This window comes from Streptomyces sp. NBC_01268, from assembly GCF_036240795.1.
Taxonomy (GTDB): Bacteria; Actinomycetota; Actinomycetes; order Streptomycetales; family Streptomycetaceae; genus Streptomyces.
In genome coordinates, this window is the sequence record NZ_CP108454.1 from 6,415,721 (window position 1) to 6,435,841 (window position 20,121).

Genomic DNA, 20,121 nt, shown 5'->3' on the forward strand with positions numbered 1-20,121 from the left:
TATAACGTGGTTATGCGATCCCCTCGCGGCGAGACGCCGCCCTCCTCCCCGCTCCTCCTCACCGCCCCCGACGGCACCCGCCTGGCCCACCGCCTCACCGGCTCCGGCGCCCCGCTCCTCTGTGTGCCCGGCGGTCCCGCCGACTCCGCCTACCTCGGCGACCTCGGCGGGCTCTCCGCCCACCGCACCCTGGTGATCCCGGACCTGCGCGGCACCGGCCGCTCCGACCGGCCCGCCGACCCCTCCTCGTACCGCTGCGACCGTCAGGTCGAGGACGTCGAGGCGCTCCGCCGCCACATCGGGCTCGACCGGGTCGACCTGCTCGGCCACTCCGCGGGCGCCAACCTCGCGGCCCAGTACGCCGCCCGGTACCCGCACCGCGTCGGCCGGCTCGCCCTGGTCGCCCCCGGGATGCGGGCCGCCGGGGTGGACATCGGCCCCGCGGTGCGGCGCGAGCTGGCGCTGGAGCGGGCGGGGGAGCCGTGGTTCCCGGCCGCCTTCGCCGCCCTGGAGGCGATCGCCGCGGGGGAGGGGAGCGACTGGGAGGCCGTCGCGCCGTTCCTCTACGGCCGCTGGGACGAGGCCGCCCGGCGCCACCACGCCGAGGGGCAGCCGGACAACCCGGAGGCCGTCGCGCACTTCGGCGCCGACGGCGCCTTCACCCCGGACACCACCCGCGCCGCGCTCGCCGCCTTCGCCGCCCCGGTGCTCCTGCTCGCCGGGGCCCACGACCTGAACAGCCCGCCGAGCGCGGTGGCGGAGTTCGCCGCCCTCTTCCCGCACGCCTCCTTCACGGTCCAGCCGGGGGCCGGGCACTACCCGTGGCTCGACGACCCGGGGCGGTTCGTCGCCGCCCTGGCCGCGTTCCTCGCGTAGGTCCCGGCGGCCGCCGTCAGCTCTGGTCCTCCGCGGCGTCCGTGGTCGCCGAAGTCGCCTCGGCCGGGGCGGCAGGGGTGCCGGCGACACCGGCGCCGCCCCTGAGGATCGTTTCGCACACGGCCTGAAGGGCTTCGACGGTCTCCATCATCAACGCGTACAGGTCGACGTAGATGCCCTGCGTCTCGCCGACCCACTGGGTGAACTTCTTCTGGTGCCTTCCCTTCTCGATCCCCTTCAGGGCGTTCCGCACCCTGCGTTCCGCGTCGGCGTCGTAGACCTTTCCCGAGAGGTTGCCCCATCCGCCCCGCGCGGCCGCCACGTCGGGGGGCAGCGTCAGGGCCTGGACGGCCCCGCCCGCTGCCGTGGTTCCGCACCGCTCCGGAAGTGCGGCCAGGGTGGCGCTGAACGTGCCGAACGTCGTCGAGTTGGTGTCGCCGCCGGCTTGGCTGACGACGCCCTCGGCGGCGTAGAAGAGCGACTGCGGGTAGCTGTCCGGGTGGCGCTCCCGCCTGGCCTCGGCGGCCTTCTCCCGCAACAGGGGCAGCTTGGCGAGGAACGCGGCCCGCTGGGCCCTGAAGAGGTCCGGGTTGTCCCGGAGGCCGATCTTGACGGCCTTGCCGGTCCCGGCGAAGACGGTCGCCAGTCTGGCCTCGGCGTTCGTGGCGAGCTGGTCCGCGGCGTCCGCCAGCTTGTTGAACAGGTGGTCGCCCTGCTTCGGGGGCGGCCCGGCGGTCTGCTTTCCGTTGGGGTTGAAGGGCATGCGCTGCACGCTGGCCGTGCGGGCGCCGTCCTGTGCGCGGGGGTGCGTGCCGTGCCCCGCAACGGTCTCCACCGCAGGCGCCCGCATGACCCGGGTGGCGTTGGCCTCCGCCTCGCGCTCGAAGCGGTCGGAGGGGTCGCTGACCCGCAGCCCGTCCCCGTGGTCGGACCCGGCCACCGGCCCCTGGCGCTGCTGGATCACGTGGGTGAGCTCGTGGGCCAGCGTGTGCTTGTCACCGCCGCCGGCACCGATGACGACATGGCTGCCCGAGGTGTAGGCCCGGGCGCCGATCTCGCCGGCGGACGCGCGGGCCGCGCTGTCGTCGTGGATGCGGACGTCGGTGAAGTCCGCGCCGAGGCGGGACTCCATGTCCGTGCGGGTGTGGTCGTCGAGGGGCCGGCCGGGGGTGCTGAGCACGTCGTGGACGGTGGACCGCTGCACCGGCGCCGCCTCGGTGGCCCCGGCGGACGGGTCGGCCCGATGGCCGCAGCCGGCTCCGTGCCGGTGCTGTTCGGGTCCCGCGGGCTCGGCGGCCTGGGCCCAGGGGTGTCCGGCCTGGCGGAGCATCTGGATCATCGCCGTGTTCCCGGCGGCCTCCGGGAGGTTCAGCGCCCCGGACCGGGGCAGGGGTGTCCGGGCCGGGGCCGGGGTGGAGCGTTCGGGGTCGGGGGTTCGACCGTTCTTGCGGACCATGCGCGCCGAGGCCCTTCCTGTCGACGTTGCGGGAGGTCGTCCCACGACATCACCGCGGCCGGGGCGCGGAAAGGAAGGGGAGTGCATGACGCCGGGCACGGTTCGCTGCCCGCGGGACCCGGTCGGCGAGGGCCGGCGAGGTCTGCGGGACGGCCCCGGGGTGACGGCTCGCGGCCGGCTGCTGGCATGCCGGGCATGACCGACCGCCGGTGATGTACTAGAGTTATCTCGACATCGAGATATCTGCCGAGGCGCACCGCTGCCGCCAACCCGGTAAGGGTTACCTAACTTAGCCTTACCTTAGCGGATCCGCGACGTGTACGTGGCGGCAGGATGTGGTGGAACGCGCACATATATGAAGGAGACTGTCGTGTCGGCGAACAGCTTCGACGCCCGCGCCACGCTGCGCGTGGGTGACGAGTCGTACGAGATCTTCAAGCTGGACAAGGTCGAGGGCTCCGCCCGGCTGCCTTACAGCCTGAAGGTCCTCCTGGAGAACCTGCTCCGCACCGAGGACGGCGCGAACATCACCGCCGACCACATCCGGGCGCTCGGCGACTGGGACTCCCAGGCCCAGCCGAGCCAGGAGATCCAGTTCACGCCGGCGCGCGTGATCATGCAGGACTTCACCGGCGTGCCCTGCGTCGTCGACCTCGCCACCATGCGTGAGGCCGTCGCCGCGCTCGGCGGTGACCCGGCGAAGATCAACCCGCTCTCCCCGGCCGAGATGGTCATCGACCACTCCGTCATCGCCGACAAGTTCGGCACCAACGACGCGTTCGCGCAGAACGTCGAGCTGGAGTACGGCCGCAACAAGGAGCGCTACCAGTTCCTGCGCTGGGGCCAGACCGCCTTCGACGACTTCAAGGTCGTCCCGCCGGGCACCGGCATCGTGCACCAGGTGAACATCGAGCACCTGGCCCGCACCGTCATGGTCCGCAACGGCCAGGCGTACCCCGACACCCTCGTCGGCACCGACTCGCACACCACCATGGTCAACGGCCTCGGTGTGCTGGGCTGGGGCGTCGGCGGCATCGAGGCCGAGGCCGCGATGCTGGGCCAGCCGGTCTCCATGCTGATCCCGCGCGTCGTCGGCTTCAAGCTGACCGGCGAGCTGCCCGCCGGCACCACCGCCACCGACCTGGTGCTGACCATCACCGAGATGCTGCGCAAGCACGGTGTCGTCGGCAAGTTCGTCGAGTTCTACGGTGAGGGCGTCGCCGCCACCTCCCTCGCGAACCGCGCCACCATCGGCAACATGTCGCCCGAGTTCGGCTCCACCGCCGCGGTCTTCCCGATCGACGGCGAGACCCTGAACTACCTCAAGCTCACCGGCCGCTCCGAGCAGCAGGTCGCGCTCGTCGAGGCGTACGCCAAGGAGCAGGGCCTCTGGCTCGACCCGGCCGCCGAGCCCGACTTCTCCGAGAAGCTGGAGCTCGACCTCTCCACGGTCGTCCCGTCGATCGCCGGCCCGAAGCGCCCGCAGGACCGCATCGTCCTCGCGAACGCCGCCGCGCAGTTCGCCCAGGACGTCCGCAACTACGTCGACGAGGTCGACGAGGCGGGCAAGGAGTCCTTCCCGGCCTCCGACGCCCCGGCGAACCACCCGAACGGTGCCCCGTCGAAGCCGGTCCAGGTGACCGCCCCCGACGGCACGACCTACGAGATCGACCACGGCGCCGTCACCGTCGCCGCGATCACCTCCTGCACCAACACGTCGAACCCGTACGTCATGGTCGCCGCCGCGCTCGTCGCGAAGAAGGCCGTGGAGAAGGGCCTGACCCGCAAGCCGTGGGTCAAGACCACCCTCGCCCCGGGCTCGAAGGTCGTCACCGACTACTTCGACAAGGCGGGCCTGACCCCGTACCTCGACAAGGTCGGCTTCAACCTCGTCGGCTACGGCTGCACCACCTGCATCGGCAACTCCGGCCCGCTGCCGGAGGAGGTCTCCAAGGCCGTCAACGAGCACGACCTGGCCGTGACCTCGGTGCTCTCGGGCAACCGCAACTTCGAGGGTCGCATCAACCCCGACGTCAAGATGAACTACCTGGCCTCCCCGCCGCTGGTCGTCGCGTACGCCATCGCGGGCTCCATGAAGGTGGACATCACCAAGGACGCCCTCGGTGTCGACCAGGACGGCAAGCCCGTCTACCTGGCGGACATCTGGCCCTCCGAGGCCGAGGTCAACGACGTCGTCGCCAACGCCATCGGCGAGGACATGTTCAACAAGTCCTACCAGGACGTCTTCGCGGGTGACGCCCAGTGGCAGGCGCTGTCGATCCCGACCGGCAACACCTTCGAGTGGGACACCGAGTCCACCTACGTCCGCAAGCCCCCGTACTTCGAGGGCATGACGATGGAGACCACCCCGGTCACCGACATCACCGGTGCCCGTGTCCTGGCCAAGCTGGGCGACTCGGTCACCACCGACCACATCTCCCCGGCCGGTGCCATCAAGGCCGACACCCCGGCCGGCAAGTACCTCACCGAGCACGGTGTGGAGCGTCGTGACTTCAACTCCTACGGCTCGCGCCGAGGCAACCACGAGGTCATGATCCGCGGCACCTTCGCCAACATCCGCCTGCGCAACCAGATCGCGCCGGGCACCGAGGGCGGCTTCACCCGCGACTTCACCGTCGAGGGCGCGCCGGTGTCGTTCATCTACGACGCCTCGCAGAACTACCAGGCCGCCGGCACCCCGCTGGTCATCCTGGGCGGCAAGGAGTACGGCTCCGGTTCGTCCCGCGACTGGGCGGCCAAGGGCACGGCCCTCCTCGGCGTCAAGGCCGTCATCACCGAGTCGTACGAGCGCATCCACCGCTCGAACCTCATCGGCATGGGCGTCCTCCCGCTCCAGTTCCCGGCCGGCCAGACGGCCGACTCGCTCGGCCTGACCGGCGAGGAGACCTTCTCCATCGCGGGCATCACCGAGCTGAACGAGGGCACGACCCCGAGCACGGTCAAGGTCACCACCGACACCGGTGTCGAGTTCGACGCGGTCGTCCGCATCGACACCCCCGGTGAGGCGGACTACTACCGCAACGGCGGCATCATGCAGTACGTGCTGCGCAACCTGATCCGCGGCTGAGGATCGGGCAGAACGGCAAGGGCCCTCTCCCCGGTGGGGAGAGGGCCCTTCCTCATGTCCGTGCGGGAGGTGCCCTGCAGCACCTCTCGCACGGGCCTAGCCCAGCAGCTCGACCTCGGCCAGCTCACCCGTCGCCACGAGACGGTAGTGCGCGTACGAGCCCGGAGCCGCCACCGTGAACACCCGGGTCTGCCGGTCCCACGCGAAGGTCTCGCCCGCCCGCCGGTCCAGGTCCTTCCAGGTCAGGCCGTCCGCCGAGCCCTGGAGCACCCAGCCCGCCGGCGCCTTCGCCCGGTCGGCGGAGGAGGTCAGCGTGTACTGGACCGCCTTCCCCGGCGCCGCCACCGGCAGCTCCACCGTGCCGGCCAGCGGCCCCGCCGTCGCCGACGTGTCGTCGAAGAGCACGCCCGCGCCCTTCACCAGGTCCGCCCGGGGCGTCGGCACCTTGTCGTCCCGGGTGACCGAGACCGGGGCGGCCGAGCCGCCGGTGCCCCACGCCGAGGGCTCGGGGCCCATGTCGAACGTCAGCGTGCCGCCCTTCGCCAGCAGGTCGTGCGGCAGCGCCGTCGACGTCCAGCGCTTCCCGTTCAGCTTCACGCCCTGGACGTACAGGTTGCGGGCGCTGTTGCGCGGGGCCTCCACGACCAGCGTGCGCCCGTTGTCCATCCGCACCGTCGCCTTCTTGAAGAGCGGCGAGCCGATCGCGTACTCCCCGCTGCCCATCACCAGCGGGTAGAAGCCGAGTGCCGAGAAGAGGAACCAGGCCGACTGCTCACCGTTGTCCTCGTCGCCGTGGTAACCCTGGCCGATCTCGCTGCCGGTGTAGAGGCGGGAGAGGACCTCGCGGACCTTCTCGGCCGTCTTCCACGGCTGCCCGGCCGCGTCGTACATGTACGGCACGTGGTGGGCGACCTGGTTCGAGTGCCCGTACATGCCCATCCGCACGTCCCGCGCCTCGGTCATCTCGTGGATCACGCTGCCGTACGAGCCGGCGACGTCGGGGCTCGCCGTCTCGGGCGTCGAGAAGTAGGCGTCCAGCTTCTTCGCGAGACCCGCCCGCCCGCCGTACAGGTTGGCCAGCCCCCGGGAGTCCTGCGGGGCGGTGAAGGCGTAGCCCCAGCCGTTGGTCTCCGTGTAGTCGTAGCCCCAGACGCGCGGGTCGTACGTCTCCGAGGGCAGCCGCCAGGCGCCCTTGGCGTCCCGTCCCTGGAAGAATCCGGCCTTCGCGTCGAAGAGCGAGACGTAGTGCCGCGCCCGGTCGAGGAAGTACGCCGACTCCTCGCGGTAGCGCTTCTTGCCGGTCTTCTCGTAGAGGGCCTGGCCCATCTTCGCGATGCCGTAGTCGTTGAGGTAGCCCTCCAGGGACCAGGACAGGCCCTCGTGGGTCTCGGTCGACGCGTAGCCGGTGAAGGGCGAGGTCTCCATGCCCTTGCGGCCGACGCCCCGGCTCGGCGCGACGACGGTGGCGTTCTTCAGGGCCGCCTCGTAGGCCGCCTCCCCGTCGAAGTCCACGCCCTTCACGTACGCGTCCGCGAAGGCCACGTCCGAGGAGGTGCCGGTCATCAGGTCCGCGTAGCCGGGGGAGGACCAGCGGGAGATCCAGCCGCCGTCCTTGTACTGCTGCACGAAGCCGTCGACCAGCTCGCCCGCCTTGCGCGGGGTGAGGAAGGAGTAGGCCGGCCAGGTCGTCCGGTAGGTGTCCCAGAAGCCGTTGTTGACGTACGCCTTGCCGTCGACGATCTTCGCGCCGGTATGGGTCGGGGTGTCGGGACCGGCCGGGGCGGAGAAGGGGCTGGCGTACCGGTATCCCGAACCGACCTTCTCGAAGCCGGAGTTGGGGTACAGGTACAGCCGGTAGAGGCTGGAGTAGAGGGTGACGAGCTGGTCGTGGGTCGCCCCCTCGACGGTGACCCGGCCGAGCACCTCGTCCCAGGCGTCCTGGGCCCGCTCCCGGACGGTGTCGAAGCCGGTGCCCTCCGGTATCTCGTCGGCGAGGTTCGCCTTCGCCTGCTCGACGGAGATCAGCGAGGTCGCGATCCGCAGGCCCACCGTGCGGTCCGCGCCCGCGTCGAAGCGGAAGTGCCCCTTCACGCCCTGCTCGGCCGGCTTCCCGGAGCCGGTGACCGGCGCGTCGAAGACGCCGTACACGAACATCCGCCCGGCACCGGTGGACAGCCCGCTCTTCACGTCGGACCAGCCGGTGAAGGAGCTCGTCGCCGGGTCGAGGGAGAGCCCGCCCTGGTCGGTGACGTTGTCGAAGACGACGCTCGCGTCGGCGCCGGGGTAGGTGAAGCGCATCGCCGCCGCGTGGTCCGTCGGCGCGATCTCCGCCTTCAGGCCGTTCTCGAACGTGACGCCGTAGTAGTGCGGCCGGGCCGTCTCGTTCTCGTGCCGGAAGGGCAGCGCCCGGGCCGTCCGGTCGGCCGGCGGGGCACCGGCGGCGGCCGAGGGCATCAGCTGGAAGGTCTGTCGGTCGCCCATCCACGGGCTCGGCTCATGGCTCGCCGACAGGGCCTGCAGGGTCGGCAGGTTGTCGGCGTTGTTGCTCCGCGCGTACTCGTAAAGCCAGCTCTGGGAGGCCGAATTGGTCACCGGCGTCCAGAAGTTGAAGCCATGGGGCACGGCCGTCGCCGGGAAGGTGTTGCCGCGCGAGAAGGCGCCCGAGGAGTTCGTGCCGCGGGTCGTCGACGCGTAGTCGGAGAGCCGGGCGAGCGGCCGCGGCGGCGCCTTCGGGGCGAGGGAGAGGTCGTCGATCCAGCCCTGGAACTTCGCCGGGCCCTTGGGGGAGTCGTAGGCCACGAGGATGCGGTCGACGGTCTTCCCGTTCGCGACCTCGCCGATCCTCGCGGTGACCTGGTTCCACTGGTTGACGTAGAGCCGCTTGGCGGCGCCCTGCCCCTGCGGGGTGAGGAGCCCGCCGTGCGTGTCGGTGGCGCCGAGCCCGCTCAGATAGGTGCCGTCGGTGAAGGCCAGGTCGACGGCGACGTTCGTCGCCGGGTAGTTCAGGTCGGTCTCGTTCATCGCCGGGAAGATCCGGTAGGACAGCTCGGTGTTCCGGACGATCCGGGTGTCGACGTCGAAGACCTTGTTGTACGACCAGGCCCGGCCCTCGCCCCGGTGGGTGCCGGCGTAGCGCAGCGCCCGCTTCCCGGTGAACCCGGCGCCCGCCTTGGCGGTGGGGGAGCCGCTGGGGCCGCGGTCCGGCTGGCTGCGCATCTCCTCGGGGACGGGCTGGGAGCTGTCCCCGTTCGAGAACTGAACGTCGGCGAGCTGGGTGAGGCCCGCGCCCGCGTTCTTGGTGATCTCCAGGCGGTAGTGCGCGTACGCCGCGCCGCCGCCCGCGAGGTCGTACGAGCGGGTCTCGAAGCGCTTGGCGAAGGACTCGCCCGCGCGCGCGTCGAGGACCGTCCACTCCTTGCCGTCCGCCGAGCCCTTGAGGGTCCAGTCGCGCGGGTCGCGCTCGGCCGCGTCGTTGGCCGAGGTCAGCGCGTACGTCGCCAGCCTCACGGGCGCGTCGAGGTCGAACTCGATCCACGCGGTGGGCTCGAACACCAGCCACTTGGTGCCCGGTTGGAGGTCGGTCAGGTTCTCCTTGACCTCACCGCCGGACGCGTTCTCGCCGCTGGCGCGCAGCGTCGTCACGCGGTCGGTGACGTTGCCGGGGATGCCGGTGACGAATCCGCCGTCGACCCCGCTTGTCCGCTTCTTTCCGTCAGGGCCGACTTCGACGGAGTTCCGCCAGGTCGGCTGGGTTTCGTCCGCTTCGAAGGAGGTGGTGAACTCCCGTGCGGAGACGCCGGATCGGCGTGATTGGTCCGTTCCGCCCGGAAGCGCCTGAGCCACCGTGGGGGTGAGGCTCAGTACCAATGCCGCCGAGGCTGCCAGGGAGACCGCTCTGAGAGGGGGGCGCATGCCGTGTCGTCGCTCCTGCCACTGGATGTAGACAACGTTGTCATTCTCGCCGAGCAAGTCCCCAGGAGAAGGCCAAGTGGCAGGTGGTGTCAAGGGTGTTGACGGCAAAATCGGGGAGGAATCGGGGCAGAAGCGCCTCCGGCGTCCCGCAGGTCTCAACTCGGAGACGACTCCCGGAGAAAGCTGGTTTCGATCTTGCTCCGGCAGCGGGAAGTGGACTATACCTGTCGGCGTCCCGCCCGTCGTACCACTGCGCACGACGGCCCGACCCATGTACGACCCAGCTGCAATTGACCGCGGTGGCGGGGCCCTTCGCCTGAGGCGAATCTGTACGGGCGACCGGTACACCGCCTGAGTCCTGAATGAAGGCGAGGACTTGAGCATGGGATCCACCTCCGCCCAGAACCATGAGGGCCTCGGCCGTCGCGATCTGATCAAGCGTTCCGCCGCACTCGGTCTGATCTCGGTGCCGACCATGAGTTTCCTGTCCGCGTGTGCCTCCAGCGGGGGCGACGACGCGGGCGAAGACAAGCCCAAGGGCGAGAAGACGAAGGACAACCCGTTCGGCGTCGCCAAGGGCGGCAAGATCGACGTCGTCGTCTTCAAGGGCGGGTACGGCGACGACTACGCCAAGGCGTGGGAGGCCAGCTTCAACAAGAAGTGGGACATCACCGCCACCCACACCGGCACCCAGGAGATCACCGGCAAGCTGCAGCCGCGCTTCAACGCGGGCAACCCGCCGGACATCGTCGACGACTCCGGCGCCCAGAAGATCAAGATCGACGTGCTGGCGAAGAACGGGCAGCTGCTCGACCTCGCCGAGGTCCTCGACGCGCCGTCCGTCGACGACCCGTCCAAGAAGGTCCGCGACACCCTGATCCCCGGCACGATCGACGCCGGCCTCCAGGAGGGCAAGGTCGTCGCCCTCAACTACATCTACACGGTGTGGGGCCTGTGGTACTCCGGCAAGCTCTTCAAGGAGAAGGGCTGGACCGAGCCGAAGACCTGGGACGAGTTCATGGCCATCTGCAAGGAGGCCACCGCCCAGGGCATCGGCGGACTCGCCCACCAGGGCAAGTACCCGTACTACATCAACGTCGCCATCATGGACCTGATCGCCAAGAAGGGCGGTCTGGAGGCCATGAAGGCGATCGACAACCTGGACCCCAAGGCGTTCGTCGGCTCCGCCGCGGCCAAGGAGGCCGTCGAGGCGGTCTACGAGCTGGTGGAGAAGGGCTACCTGATGGCCGGCACCAACGGCCTCACCCACACCGAGTCGCAGACCCGCTGGAACCAGTACAAGGCGGTGTTCATCACCTCCGGCTCCTGGCTGGAGAACGAGCAGCTCAAGCAGACCCCGGCCGACTTCGACATGAAGTTCATGCCGATGCCGCTGCTGCCCGGCAGCAAGATGCCGTACGAGGCCATCCGCGCCGGTTCCGGTGAGCCCTTCATCATCCCGTCCAAGGCCAAGAACCTGGCCGAGGCGAAGGAGTTCATGCGGATGATGCTCTCGAAGGAGTGGTCGACGCTCTTCGCCAAGGAGGCGAACTCCCTCACCATCCTCGCGGACGGCGTGGACCCGAGCGTCAAGCTGCGCCCCGGCACCCAGTCGACGGTCGTGGCCTCCAAGGCGGCCGGCACCAACACGTTCCGCTACCTGTACACCGAGTGGTACAGCGAGATGGACACCGAGATCCAGAACGCCTCCAACGAGCTGATGGCCAAGCGCATCCAGCCCGCCGAGTGGCTCAAGCGGGCCCAGGCCGCCGTCGACAAGGCCGCCAAGGACCCGGCGTCCAAGAAGAACCACCGCGACTGACCGCCAGCACACCGGGGACATCAGGGACAGGAACGCCATGCGCAAAGGGCAGTACCAGTTCGTCACGGGATTCCTCTTCGTACCCGTGGCCCTCTATCTGGTCTTCGTCATCTGGCCGTACATCCAGACGATCGGCTACTCGCTGACCGACTGGAAGGGCCAGTCGCAGACCTTCTCCTTCGTCGGACTCGACAACTACGTCGCCCTGTTCCAGGACGACGTCTTCCTGGGAGCGGTCTGGCACAACATCCTGTTCCTGGTGTTCATCCCGGTGATCACCATCCTGCTCGCCCTCTTCCTCGCCTTCATGGTGAACGCGGGCGGCCGGGGCAAGGCCGGTGGCGTCGCGGGCGTCGCCGGGTCCAAGTTCTACAAGGTCGTCTACTTCTTCCCGCAGGTGCTCTCGCTGGCGATCCTCGCGGTGCTCTTCGGCGCCGTGTACCGCAGCGACACCGGCGGCATGCTCAACGGCCTGCTGCTCAAGCTGGGCCTCATCGACGCCACCGAACCGATCGAGTGGCTCAACGAGCCCGACTTCGTCCTGTGGGCGCTCATGGCGGTCGTCGTCTGGCACGGCGTCGGCTTCTACCTGGTGCTGTTCTCCGCCGCCATGCAGTCCATCCCCCGGGACATCTACGAGGCCGCGCTGATCGACGGCGCCGGCCGCGCCCAGTCCTTCTTCCGCATCACGCTGCCGCTGCTGTGGGACTCCGTGCAGACCGCCTGGGTCTACCTCGGCATCGTCGCCATGGACATGTTCGTCCTGGTCTCCACGATGACCTCCGGCGACTACGGCGGTGGCCCCGACCACCACAGCGAGACCATGTCGACGGTCATGATGCGCAACTTCCTCTACTTCGGGAAGAGCGGTTACGCCTGCGCCATGGGCGTGGTCATGCTGCTCCTCACCCTGATCGTGTCCGTGGTCACGCTGCGCGCCACCCGCCGCGAGCGCCTCGAGTTCTGAGCGGGAGAACCGACGATGACTGCACCCATCCAGAAGTCCGACGCGAGCCCGGCCACCGGCACGGGCGGGGGCTCCGTGCCCCGCCAGCGCGCGGCACGCGAGGGACACGCCCCGGCCCCGGGCCCCGCCCGCGAGGGCGTCGTCCTCAACGTCTTCTCACACGGCTTCCTCGCCGTGTGGGCCCTGCTGATCGTGCTGCCGCTGCTGTGGCTGGTGCTCAGCTCCTTCAAGACCGACTCCCAGATCGCCGGATCGGCCTTCGGCTGGCCGGCCAACTGGTCGCTGGACGTCTTCGGCCGGGCCTGGAGCAAGGGCATCGGCGACTACTTCGTGAACACCGTGATCGTCCTGGTGTTCTCGGTGCCGCTGACCATGCTCTTCGGCTCCATGGCCGCGTACGTCCTGGCGCGCTACCAGTTCTGGGGCAACCGGGTCATCTACTACTTCTTCGTCGCCGGCGCGATGTTCCCGGTCTTCCTGGCGCTGGTCCCGCTCTTCTTCATGGTGAAGATGCTCGGGATGCTCAACACCTACCAGGGCCTGATCCTGGTGTACGTCGCCTACTCGATGCCCTTCACCGTCTTCTTCATGCACTCCTTCTTCAGGACCCTGCCGACGGCGGTCTTCGAGGCGGCGATCCTGGACGGGGCCTCGCACACCCGGGCCTTCTTCCAGGTGATGCTGCCGATGGCCAAGCCGGGCCTGCTCAGCGTGGGCATCTTCAACACGCTTGGGCAGTGGAACCAGTTCGTCCTGCCGACCGTGCTGATGCAGCCGCAGAGCGGTGACGACCCGGAGCGGTACGTGCTCACCCAGGGCCTGATCCAGCTCCAGCAGCAGCAGGGGTACGAGACCGATCTGCCGGTGCTCTTCGCCGGCGTCACCATCGCCATGATCCCGATGCTGGTGGTCTACCTGTCCTTCCAGCGGCAGGTCCAGGCGGGTCTCACTTCGGCCACGCTCAAGTAACGACGACCGCGCGCGGAGGTCCGGTCCCGGGGAGTCCACCCCGGGACCGGACCTTTTGCGTCCGTTTTCGGCTACCGTCGAGGACTTGACGGCGACAAGCCCTACGAAGGAGCTTGGAGTTCATAACTTGTACACGTCGTAGGGTGGAGAGAGTCAATGGAGACTCCGGGGTCGCAGTCGTCGCTGCACCGGGCCAATCTGGAGCGGGTCGTCCGGGCGGTTCGGATGGCCGGATCGCTCACCCAGGCGGAGATCGCCCGGGCGACGGGCCTGTCCGCCGCCACGGTCTCCAACATCGTGCGGGAGCTGAAGGACGGCGGGACCGTCGAGGTCACCCCGACCTCCGCGGGCGGCCGCAGGGCCCGCAGCGTCTCGCTCAGCGGCGACGCGGGGATCGTGATCGGCGTCGACTTCGGCCATACGCACCTGCGGGTCGCGGTCGGCAACCTGGCCCACCAGGTGCTCGCCGAGGAGGCCGAGCCGCTGGACGTGGACGCCTCCGCCGCGGAGGGCTTCGACCGGGCCGAGCAGCTGGTCACCCGGCTGATCGCCGCCACCGGCATCGGCCGGGACAAGGTCGTCGGCGTGGGCCTCGGCGTGCCGGGCCCCATCGACGTCTCCTCGGGCACCCTGGGCTCCACGTCGATCCTGCCGGGCTGGAGCGGGATCAACCCCGCCGACGAGCTCTCCGCCCGCCTGGGCGTCCCCGTGCACGTCGACAACGACGCCAACCTCGGCGCGCTCGGCGAGCTGGTCTGGGGCAGCGGCCGGGGCGTGAAGGACCTCGCGTACATCAAGGTCGCCAGCGGTGTCGGCGCCGGGCTCGTGATCGACGGGCGGGTCTACCGGGGCCCTGGCGGCACGGCCGGCGAGATCGGCCACATCACCCTGGACGAGTCGGGGCCGGTCTGCCGCTGCGGCAACCGCGGCTGCCTGGAGACCTTCACCGCGGCCCGCTACGTGCTGCCCCTGCTCCAGTCGAGCCACGGCCCCGACCTGACCATGGAACGGGTCGTCCAGCTGGCCCGCGAGGGCGACCCCGGCTGCCGGCGCGTGATCGCCGACGTCGGCCGCCACATCGGCAGCGGCATCGCCAACCTCTGCAATCTCTTGAACCCGAGCCGGGTGATCCTCGGCGGCGATCTGGCCGAGGCCGGAGAGCTGGTCCTGGCGCCCATCAGGGACTCCGTCTCGCGGTACGCCATCCCCAGCGCCGCCCGGCAGCTGTCGCTGGCCCAGGGGGCGCTGGGCGGCCGCGCCGAAGTGCTCGGCGCGCTCGCCCTCGTGCTCAGCGAAATGGGCGATTCGACGCTTTTGGAGGGGGGCTCCGCGAGCACCCCGAACAAGGCCACGCTTGCGTTCACTTAGATAACGGATGGCACCGTTGTCATCTCGTTAAGGATTTACTCCTTGACGTCGACCCTGCGGCCGAGTTGACTTCCAGCCACCTCGGCCGCAACGTCGCGGCCTCGTCAGGGAGGCAACCCCACATGAATGCAATGACGCGTCGCGTCGTCATAGGCACGGCCGCGGTTTCCATGGCCCTCTCCCTCGCCGCCTGTGGCCAGGCCGGCGACAACGGGTCGGGCGATGCGAACGGCGGCGACGGCAAGACCATCGGTCTGCTGCTTCCGGAGAACAAGACCACGCGCTACGAGACCTTCGACCGCCCGATCATCGAGGCGAAGATCAAGGCCCTGTGCTCCGACTGCGAGGTCAAGTACAACAACGCCGCGCAGGACACCGAGACGCAGAAGAAGCAGTTCGACGCGCTCGTCACCCAGGGCGTGAAGGTCATCATCCTGGACTCGGTCGACTACAAGGCCACCAAGTCCTGGGTGCAGCAGGCCGAGAAGAAGGGCGTCAAGGTGGTCGCGTACGACCGCCTGGCCGAGGGCCCGATCTCCGCCTACGTCTCGTACGACAACGAGAAGATCGGCCGCCTGCAGGGCGAGGCCCTGGTGAAGGCGCTCGGCGCCAAGGCCAAGGAAGCCAACGTTGTCATGATCAACGGCTCGCCGACCGACCCCAACGCCCCGCTGTTCAAGAAGGGCGCCCACAGCGTCCTCGACGGCGGCGTGAAGAAGGTCGTCTACGAGCAGGACATCCCGGACTGGTCCCCGGACGAGGCCAACAAGAAGATGGGCGCCGCCATCGACTCGCTGGGCAAGGCGGGCTTCCAGGGCGTCTACTCCGCCAACGACGGCATGGCCGGCGGCATCATCACCGCCCTCAGCAAGCAGGGCGTCAAGGTCCCGGTCGGCGGTCAGGACGCCGAACTCGCGGGTCTGCAGCGGATCCTGAAGGGCGACCAGTCCTTCACGATCTACAAGCAGATCAAGCCCGAGGCCGAGACCACCGCCGAGATCGCGGTCAAGCTCCTCAAGGGCGAGAAGATCGACGACCTCGTCCCGGTGAAGGTCACCAGCCTCACCGGCGAGTTCAAGGACATCCCGGCCAAGCTGTACGACGCGCAGATCGTGACCAAGGAGAACATCGCCTCCACGATCATCGCCGACAACGTCTACAAGGCGGCCGACATCTGCACCGCCGAGTACAAGGCGGCCTGCGAGGCGGCGGGCATCAAGTAGCCCGCCCGGCCCCCCACGGAAGACCGTCCGGCGCTCCCCGCCCCGTTCCACGCCCCGCAAGCGGGGGCGGGGCGCCGGACTCCCTCGCGGTACTCGCGGTACTCCGCAGCACTTCTCGCACCACATCCCCGCCGGTCAGGCGGCGAAGGAGATGATTCACGTGTCCGCTACGCCCGTGCTGGCGTTGCGCGGGGTCTCCAAGCGGTTCGGCGCCGTCCAGGTGCTCACCGATGTCGATCTGGAGATCCACGCCGGAGAGGTCGTCGCCCTGGTGGGCGACAACGGCGCCGGCAAGTCGACCCTCGTCAAGACGATCTCGGGAGTTCACCCGATCGACGAGGGCACCATCGAATGGGACGGCCGCCCCGTCCAGATCACCCGGCCCCACGACTCCCAGAACCTCGGGGTCGCCACCGTCTACCAGGACCTGGCGCTCTGCGACAACCTCGACGTCGTCGCCAACCTCTTCCTCGGCAGCGAGCTCAGCTCCGCCCGGGTGCTCGACGAGATCGCCATGGAGAAGCGCGCCCGGGAGCTCCTGGACACCCTGTCCATCCGCATCCCCTCGGTCCGCATCCCCGTCGCCGCCCTCTCCGGCGGCCAGCGGCAGGTCGTGGCCATCGCCCGCGCCCTGATCGGCGACCCGAAGGTCGTCATCCTCGACGAGCCCACCGCCGCCCTCGGCGTCGAGCAGACCGCCCAGGTGCTCGACCTGGTGGAGCGGCTGCGCGAGCGCGGCCACGGCGTCATCCTCATCAGCCACAACATGGCCGACGTCCGCGCCGTCGCCGACAAGGTCGCGGTGCTCCGCCTCGGCCGCAACAACGGTGTCTTCGACGTCCAGGACACCACCCACGAGACGATCATCGCCGCCATCACCGGTGCCACGGACAACGCCGTGACCCGCAGGCAGGCCCGTACGGCAGCGGCCGGGAACGACGAGAAGGGGGCCGCCAAGTGAGCGACCTCGCCAAGACCCCCGAAGCCGCTGAGGCTCCCGAGACCCCCGAGACCCCCGTCGAGGCGTCCGCGGCGCCCGTCCCGGCCGTCGACCCCCGCCTCCTGGTGCGCGAGGAGGGCGTCAAGGGCTACTGGACCGAGTTCACCCGCAAGATCCGCGGCGGCGAGCTCGGCTCCCTCCCCGTGATCCTGGGCCTGATCGTCATCGCGATCGTCTTCCAGATCCAGAACGCGAACTTCCTCTCCGCGAGCTCCGTCGCCAACGTCGCGGTGTACGCCTCCGGCCTCGGCATCATGGCCGTCGGCATCGTGTTCGTCCTCGTCCTCGGTGAGATCGACCTGTCGATGGGCTCCGTCGCCGGCGTCGGCGCCGCCGTCTGGGCCGGGCTGCAGGTCAGCAACGGGATGAACCAGTGGCTGTCCATCGTGCTCGCGGTGCTCGCGGGCACCGCCATCGGCGCGCTGCACGGCTTCTTCTTCGCCAAGATCGGCGTCCCCGCGTTCGTCGTCACCCTGGCGGGCTTCCTCGGCTGGATGGGCTTCCAGGAGTGGCTCATGGGCGGCGAGGGCTCCATCAACACGCCGTCCGGCAGCGTGGTGGAGAACCTCACCAACTACTTCTTCGCCGACAAGATCGCCGCCTACGGCCTCGCCCTGGTCGCCGTCGCCGCGTACCTGTTCTCGCTCCTGCGCGACAGCAGCCGCCGCAAGGCCGCCCAGCTCCCGGCCCGCCCGATCGCCGAGATCGTGCTGCGCACCGCCGTCGTCGCCGTCCTGGTCTTCGTCGTCGCGTACGTCATGAACGAGCCCGCCGGCGCCCGCGGCCTGCCGCTCGCCCTGGTGCTGTTCCTGGCCGTCCTGGTGATCGCCGACTTCGTGGCCCGCCGTACCCTGTTCGGCCGCAAGGTCTTCGCGGTCGGCGGCAACGCCGAGGCGGCCCGCCGCGCCGGCATCAACGTGGACCGGGTCCGGATCGCCGTCTTCGCGATCTCCGGCACCCTCGCCGCCTTCGGCGGCCTGTTCATCGCGAGCCTCTCCGGCGGCGCGACCAAGAGCCTCGGCGGCGGCAACACGCTGATGCTGGTCATCGCCGCGGCCGTGATCGGCGGCACCAGCCTCTTCGGCGGCCGGGGCAAGGTCTGGTCCGCGCTCCTGGGCATGATCGTGATCCAGTCGATCCAGCAGGGCCTGAACATGATCGGCATGTCCAACGCGATCCAGAACATGATCACCGGCGCGGTGCTCCTCGCCGCCGTCGTGATCGACTCGGTCTCCCGCCGCACGCAGAAGACCGCCGGACGCGCGTAACGCTCGCCACACTCCGCCCGGCGCCGAGAACCGGCGCCGGGCGCTGCTGCGTCCGGACCAGTGCACCGGCCGTGCGGATCAGCGGTGTGTCGGCCATGGGGGTGGCGCTCGAACGCCCGGCCCGATGCCCACGATCCAAGACGGAACATTAGACTCGACAAATCGGCAAGCTCGACCAGCTCAAACGCAAGGAGGCACGGGTGGCTCTGCTGACCCGTATCAGGGGACCGCGAGATCTGGACCGGCTCTCCTCGGAACAGCTGGACCAGCTGGCCGGAGAGATCAGGTCGTTCCTCGTGGACGCCGTCTCCAAGACCGGCGGGCACCTCGGCCCCAACCTGGGTGTGGTCGAGCTGACCATCGCCCTGCACCGCGTCTTCGACTCGCCCAAGGACAAGGTCCTCTTCGACACCGGGCACCAGAGCTACGTCCACAAGCTGCTCACCGGGCGCCAGGACTTCTCCAAGCTCAAGATGAAGGGCGGCCTGTCCGGCTACCCCTCGCAGGCGGAGTCCGACCACGACGTGATCGAGAACTCGCACGCCTCGACCGTCCTCGGCTGGGCCGACGGACTGGCCAAGGCCAACGAGATCCTCCGCAAGGACGACCACGTCGTGGCGGTCATCGGCGACGGCGCGCTCACCGGCGGCATGGCCTGGGAGGCGCTCAACAACATCGCCGCGGCCAAGGACCGGCCGCTCGTCATCGTCGTCAACGACAACGAGCGCTCCTACGCCCCCACCATCGGCGGCCTCGCCAACCACCTGGCGACCCTGCGCACCACCGACGGCTACGAGCGCTTCCTCGCCCGCGGCAAGGACATCCTGGAGCGCACCCCGGTCGTCGGGAAGCCGCTCTACGAGACCCTGCACGGCGCCAAGAAGGGCCTCAAGGACTTCATCGCCCCGCAGGGCATGTTCGAGGACCTCGGCCTGAAGTACGTCGGCCCCATCGACGGTCACGACATCGAGGCCCTGGAGTCCGCCCTGACCCGCGCCAAGCGGTTCGGCGGCCCGGTCATCGTGCACTGCCTCACGGAGAAGGGCCGCGGCTACCAGCCGGCCCTCCAGGACGAGGCCGACCGCTTCCACGCCGTCGGCAAGATCCACCCCGACACCGGTCTGCCGATCGCCTCCTCCGGCGCCGACTGGACCAGCGTCTTCGGCCAGGAGATGGTCGAGCTCGGCAAGGAGCGCGCGGACATCGTCGCGATCACCGCGGCCATGCTCCAGCCCGTCGGCCTCGACAAGTTCGCCAAGGCCTTCCCCGAGCGGGTGTTCGACGTCGGCATCGCCGAGCAGCACGCCGCGGTCTCCGCGGCCGGCCTCGCCACCGGCGGCCTCCACCCGGTCTTCGCCGTCTACGCGACCTTCCTCAACCGGGCCTTCGACCAGGTCCTCATGGACGTGGCCCTGCACAAGTGCGGCGTCACCTTCGTCCTGGACCGGGCCGGTGTCACGGGCACCGACGGTGCCTCCCACAACGGCATGTGGGACATGTCGATCCTCCAGGTCGTGCCCGGCCTGCGGCTCGCCGCCCCGCGCGACGCCGACCAGGTCCGCGCCCAGCTGCGTGAGGCCGTCGAGGTCACCGACGCCCCCACCGTGGTCCGCTTCTCCAAGGGCGCGGTCGGCCCGGCCGTCCCCGCGCTGCGCCGGGTCGGCGGCATGGACGTGCTCCGCGAGCCGGGCACCGACACGCCCGACGTCCTCCTGGTCTCGGTCGGCGCCCTCGCGCCGATGTGCCTGGAGATCGCCGACCTCCTCGACAAGCAGGGCATCTCCACCACCGTGGTCGACCCGCGCTGGGTCAAGCCCGTCGACGAGGCCCTCGCCCCGCTCGCCGAGCAGCACCGCGTGGTCGTCACCGTCGAGGACAACAGCCGCGTCGGCGGTGTCGGCTCCGCCGTCGCCCAGGCGCTGCGCGACGCGGGCGTGGACGTGCCGCTGCGCGACTTCGGCATCCCGCCGCGCTTCCTCGACCACGCCTCCCGCGGCGAGGTCATGGCCGAGATCGGGCTCACCGCCCCGGACATCGCGCGCCAGGTCACCGGCCTGGTGTCACGCCTCGACGGGCGCTTCGAGTCCAGCGCCAAGGCCGTGGAGCCCGCCCGGGACTGACCCGCCGGGATCTCACCCAGCGTCACCTTTGGGCCGGTCGGCTCACTCTTCG

At 69.8% G+C, this 20,121-nt stretch carries 12 protein-coding genes; 10 read left to right on the forward strand and 2 right to left on the reverse strand.

Annotated elements, in window-relative coordinates; all coding sequences use genetic code 11:
• The first annotated feature begins 12 nt into the window (after positions 1-12).
• Positions 13-876 carry an alpha/beta fold hydrolase gene (locus OG309_RS28795; RefSeq protein WP_329425141.1) on the forward strand — a complete coding sequence of 288 codons (864 nt, stop codon included), beginning with the start codon at positions 13-15 and terminating at the stop codon, positions 874-876.
• 16 nt (positions 877-892) lie between these two features.
• Here OG309_RS28795 and OG309_RS28800 read toward each other — a convergent pair whose 3' ends face one another.
• Positions 893-2,332 (reverse strand): eCIS core domain-containing protein, encoded by a 1,440-nt coding sequence (locus OG309_RS28800; protein ID WP_329425142.1) that lies wholly within the window; start codon positions 2,330-2,332, stop codon positions 893-895.
• A gap of 370 nt (positions 2,333-2,702) precedes the next feature.
• Between OG309_RS28800 and acnA the strand changes: the two genes are divergently transcribed.
• Positions 2,703-5,420, forward strand: coding sequence for an aconitate hydratase AcnA (acnA, locus tag OG309_RS28805; RefSeq protein WP_329425143.1), 2,718 nt, complete (start codon positions 2,703-2,705; stop codon positions 5,418-5,420).
• Between the two features lie 96 nt (positions 5,421-5,516).
• Here acnA and OG309_RS28810 read toward each other — a convergent pair whose 3' ends face one another.
• Positions 5,517-9,332, reverse strand: coding sequence for a GH92 family glycosyl hydrolase (locus tag OG309_RS28810; protein ID WP_329425144.1), 3,816 nt, complete (start codon positions 9,330-9,332; stop codon positions 5,517-5,519).
• A 382-nt stretch (positions 9,333-9,714) separates the two neighbouring features.
• Here OG309_RS28810 and ngcE point away from each other — a divergent pair, with 382 nt between their 5' ends.
• From ngcE to dxs, 8 genes are all read left to right on the forward strand, one after another.
• Entirely contained in the window at positions 9,715-11,154 is a 1,440-nt protein-coding gene (gene ngcE / locus OG309_RS28815; protein ID WP_329425146.1) for an N-acetylglucosamine/diacetylchitobiose ABC transporter substrate-binding protein, read from the forward strand.
• Between the two features lie 37 nt (positions 11,155-11,191).
• Positions 11,192-12,121 carry a carbohydrate ABC transporter permease gene (locus OG309_RS28820; protein WP_329425147.1) on the forward strand — a complete coding sequence of 310 codons (930 nt, stop codon included), beginning with the start codon at positions 11,192-11,194 and terminating at the stop codon, positions 12,119-12,121.
• Positions 12,122-12,136: 15 nt separating this feature from the next.
• Positions 12,137-13,090, forward strand: coding sequence for a carbohydrate ABC transporter permease (locus OG309_RS28825; protein WP_329425148.1), 954 nt, complete (start codon positions 12,137-12,139; stop codon positions 13,088-13,090).
• Between the two features lie 156 nt (positions 13,091-13,246).
• Entirely contained in the window at positions 13,247-14,458 is a 1,212-nt protein-coding gene (locus tag OG309_RS28830; RefSeq protein ID WP_329425150.1) for an ROK family transcriptional regulator, read from the forward strand.
• Positions 14,459-14,580: 122 nt separating this feature from the next.
• Complete coding sequence (locus OG309_RS28835; protein WP_402545500.1) at positions 14,581-15,681, forward strand: sugar ABC transporter substrate-binding protein; 1,101 nt, start codon at positions 14,581-14,583, stop codon at positions 15,679-15,681.
• A gap of 151 nt (positions 15,682-15,832) precedes the next feature.
• A complete protein-coding gene (locus OG309_RS28840; RefSeq protein ID WP_329425151.1) occupies positions 15,833-16,642 on the forward strand; it encodes an ATP-binding cassette domain-containing protein in 810 nt (269 codons plus the stop codon).
• Positions 16,639-17,949 (forward strand): sugar ABC transporter permease, encoded by a 1,311-nt coding sequence (locus OG309_RS28845; protein ID WP_329425153.1) that lies wholly within the window; start codon positions 16,639-16,641, stop codon positions 17,947-17,949. The genes OG309_RS28840 and OG309_RS28845 overlap by 4 nt, the downstream gene beginning before the upstream one ends.
• Before the next feature lie 200 nt (positions 17,950-18,149).
• Positions 18,150-20,069, forward strand: coding sequence for a 1-deoxy-D-xylulose-5-phosphate synthase (dxs, locus tag OG309_RS28850; RefSeq protein WP_329425154.1), 1,920 nt, complete (start codon positions 18,150-18,152; stop codon positions 20,067-20,069).
• Positions 20,070-20,121: the final 52 nt, after the last annotated feature.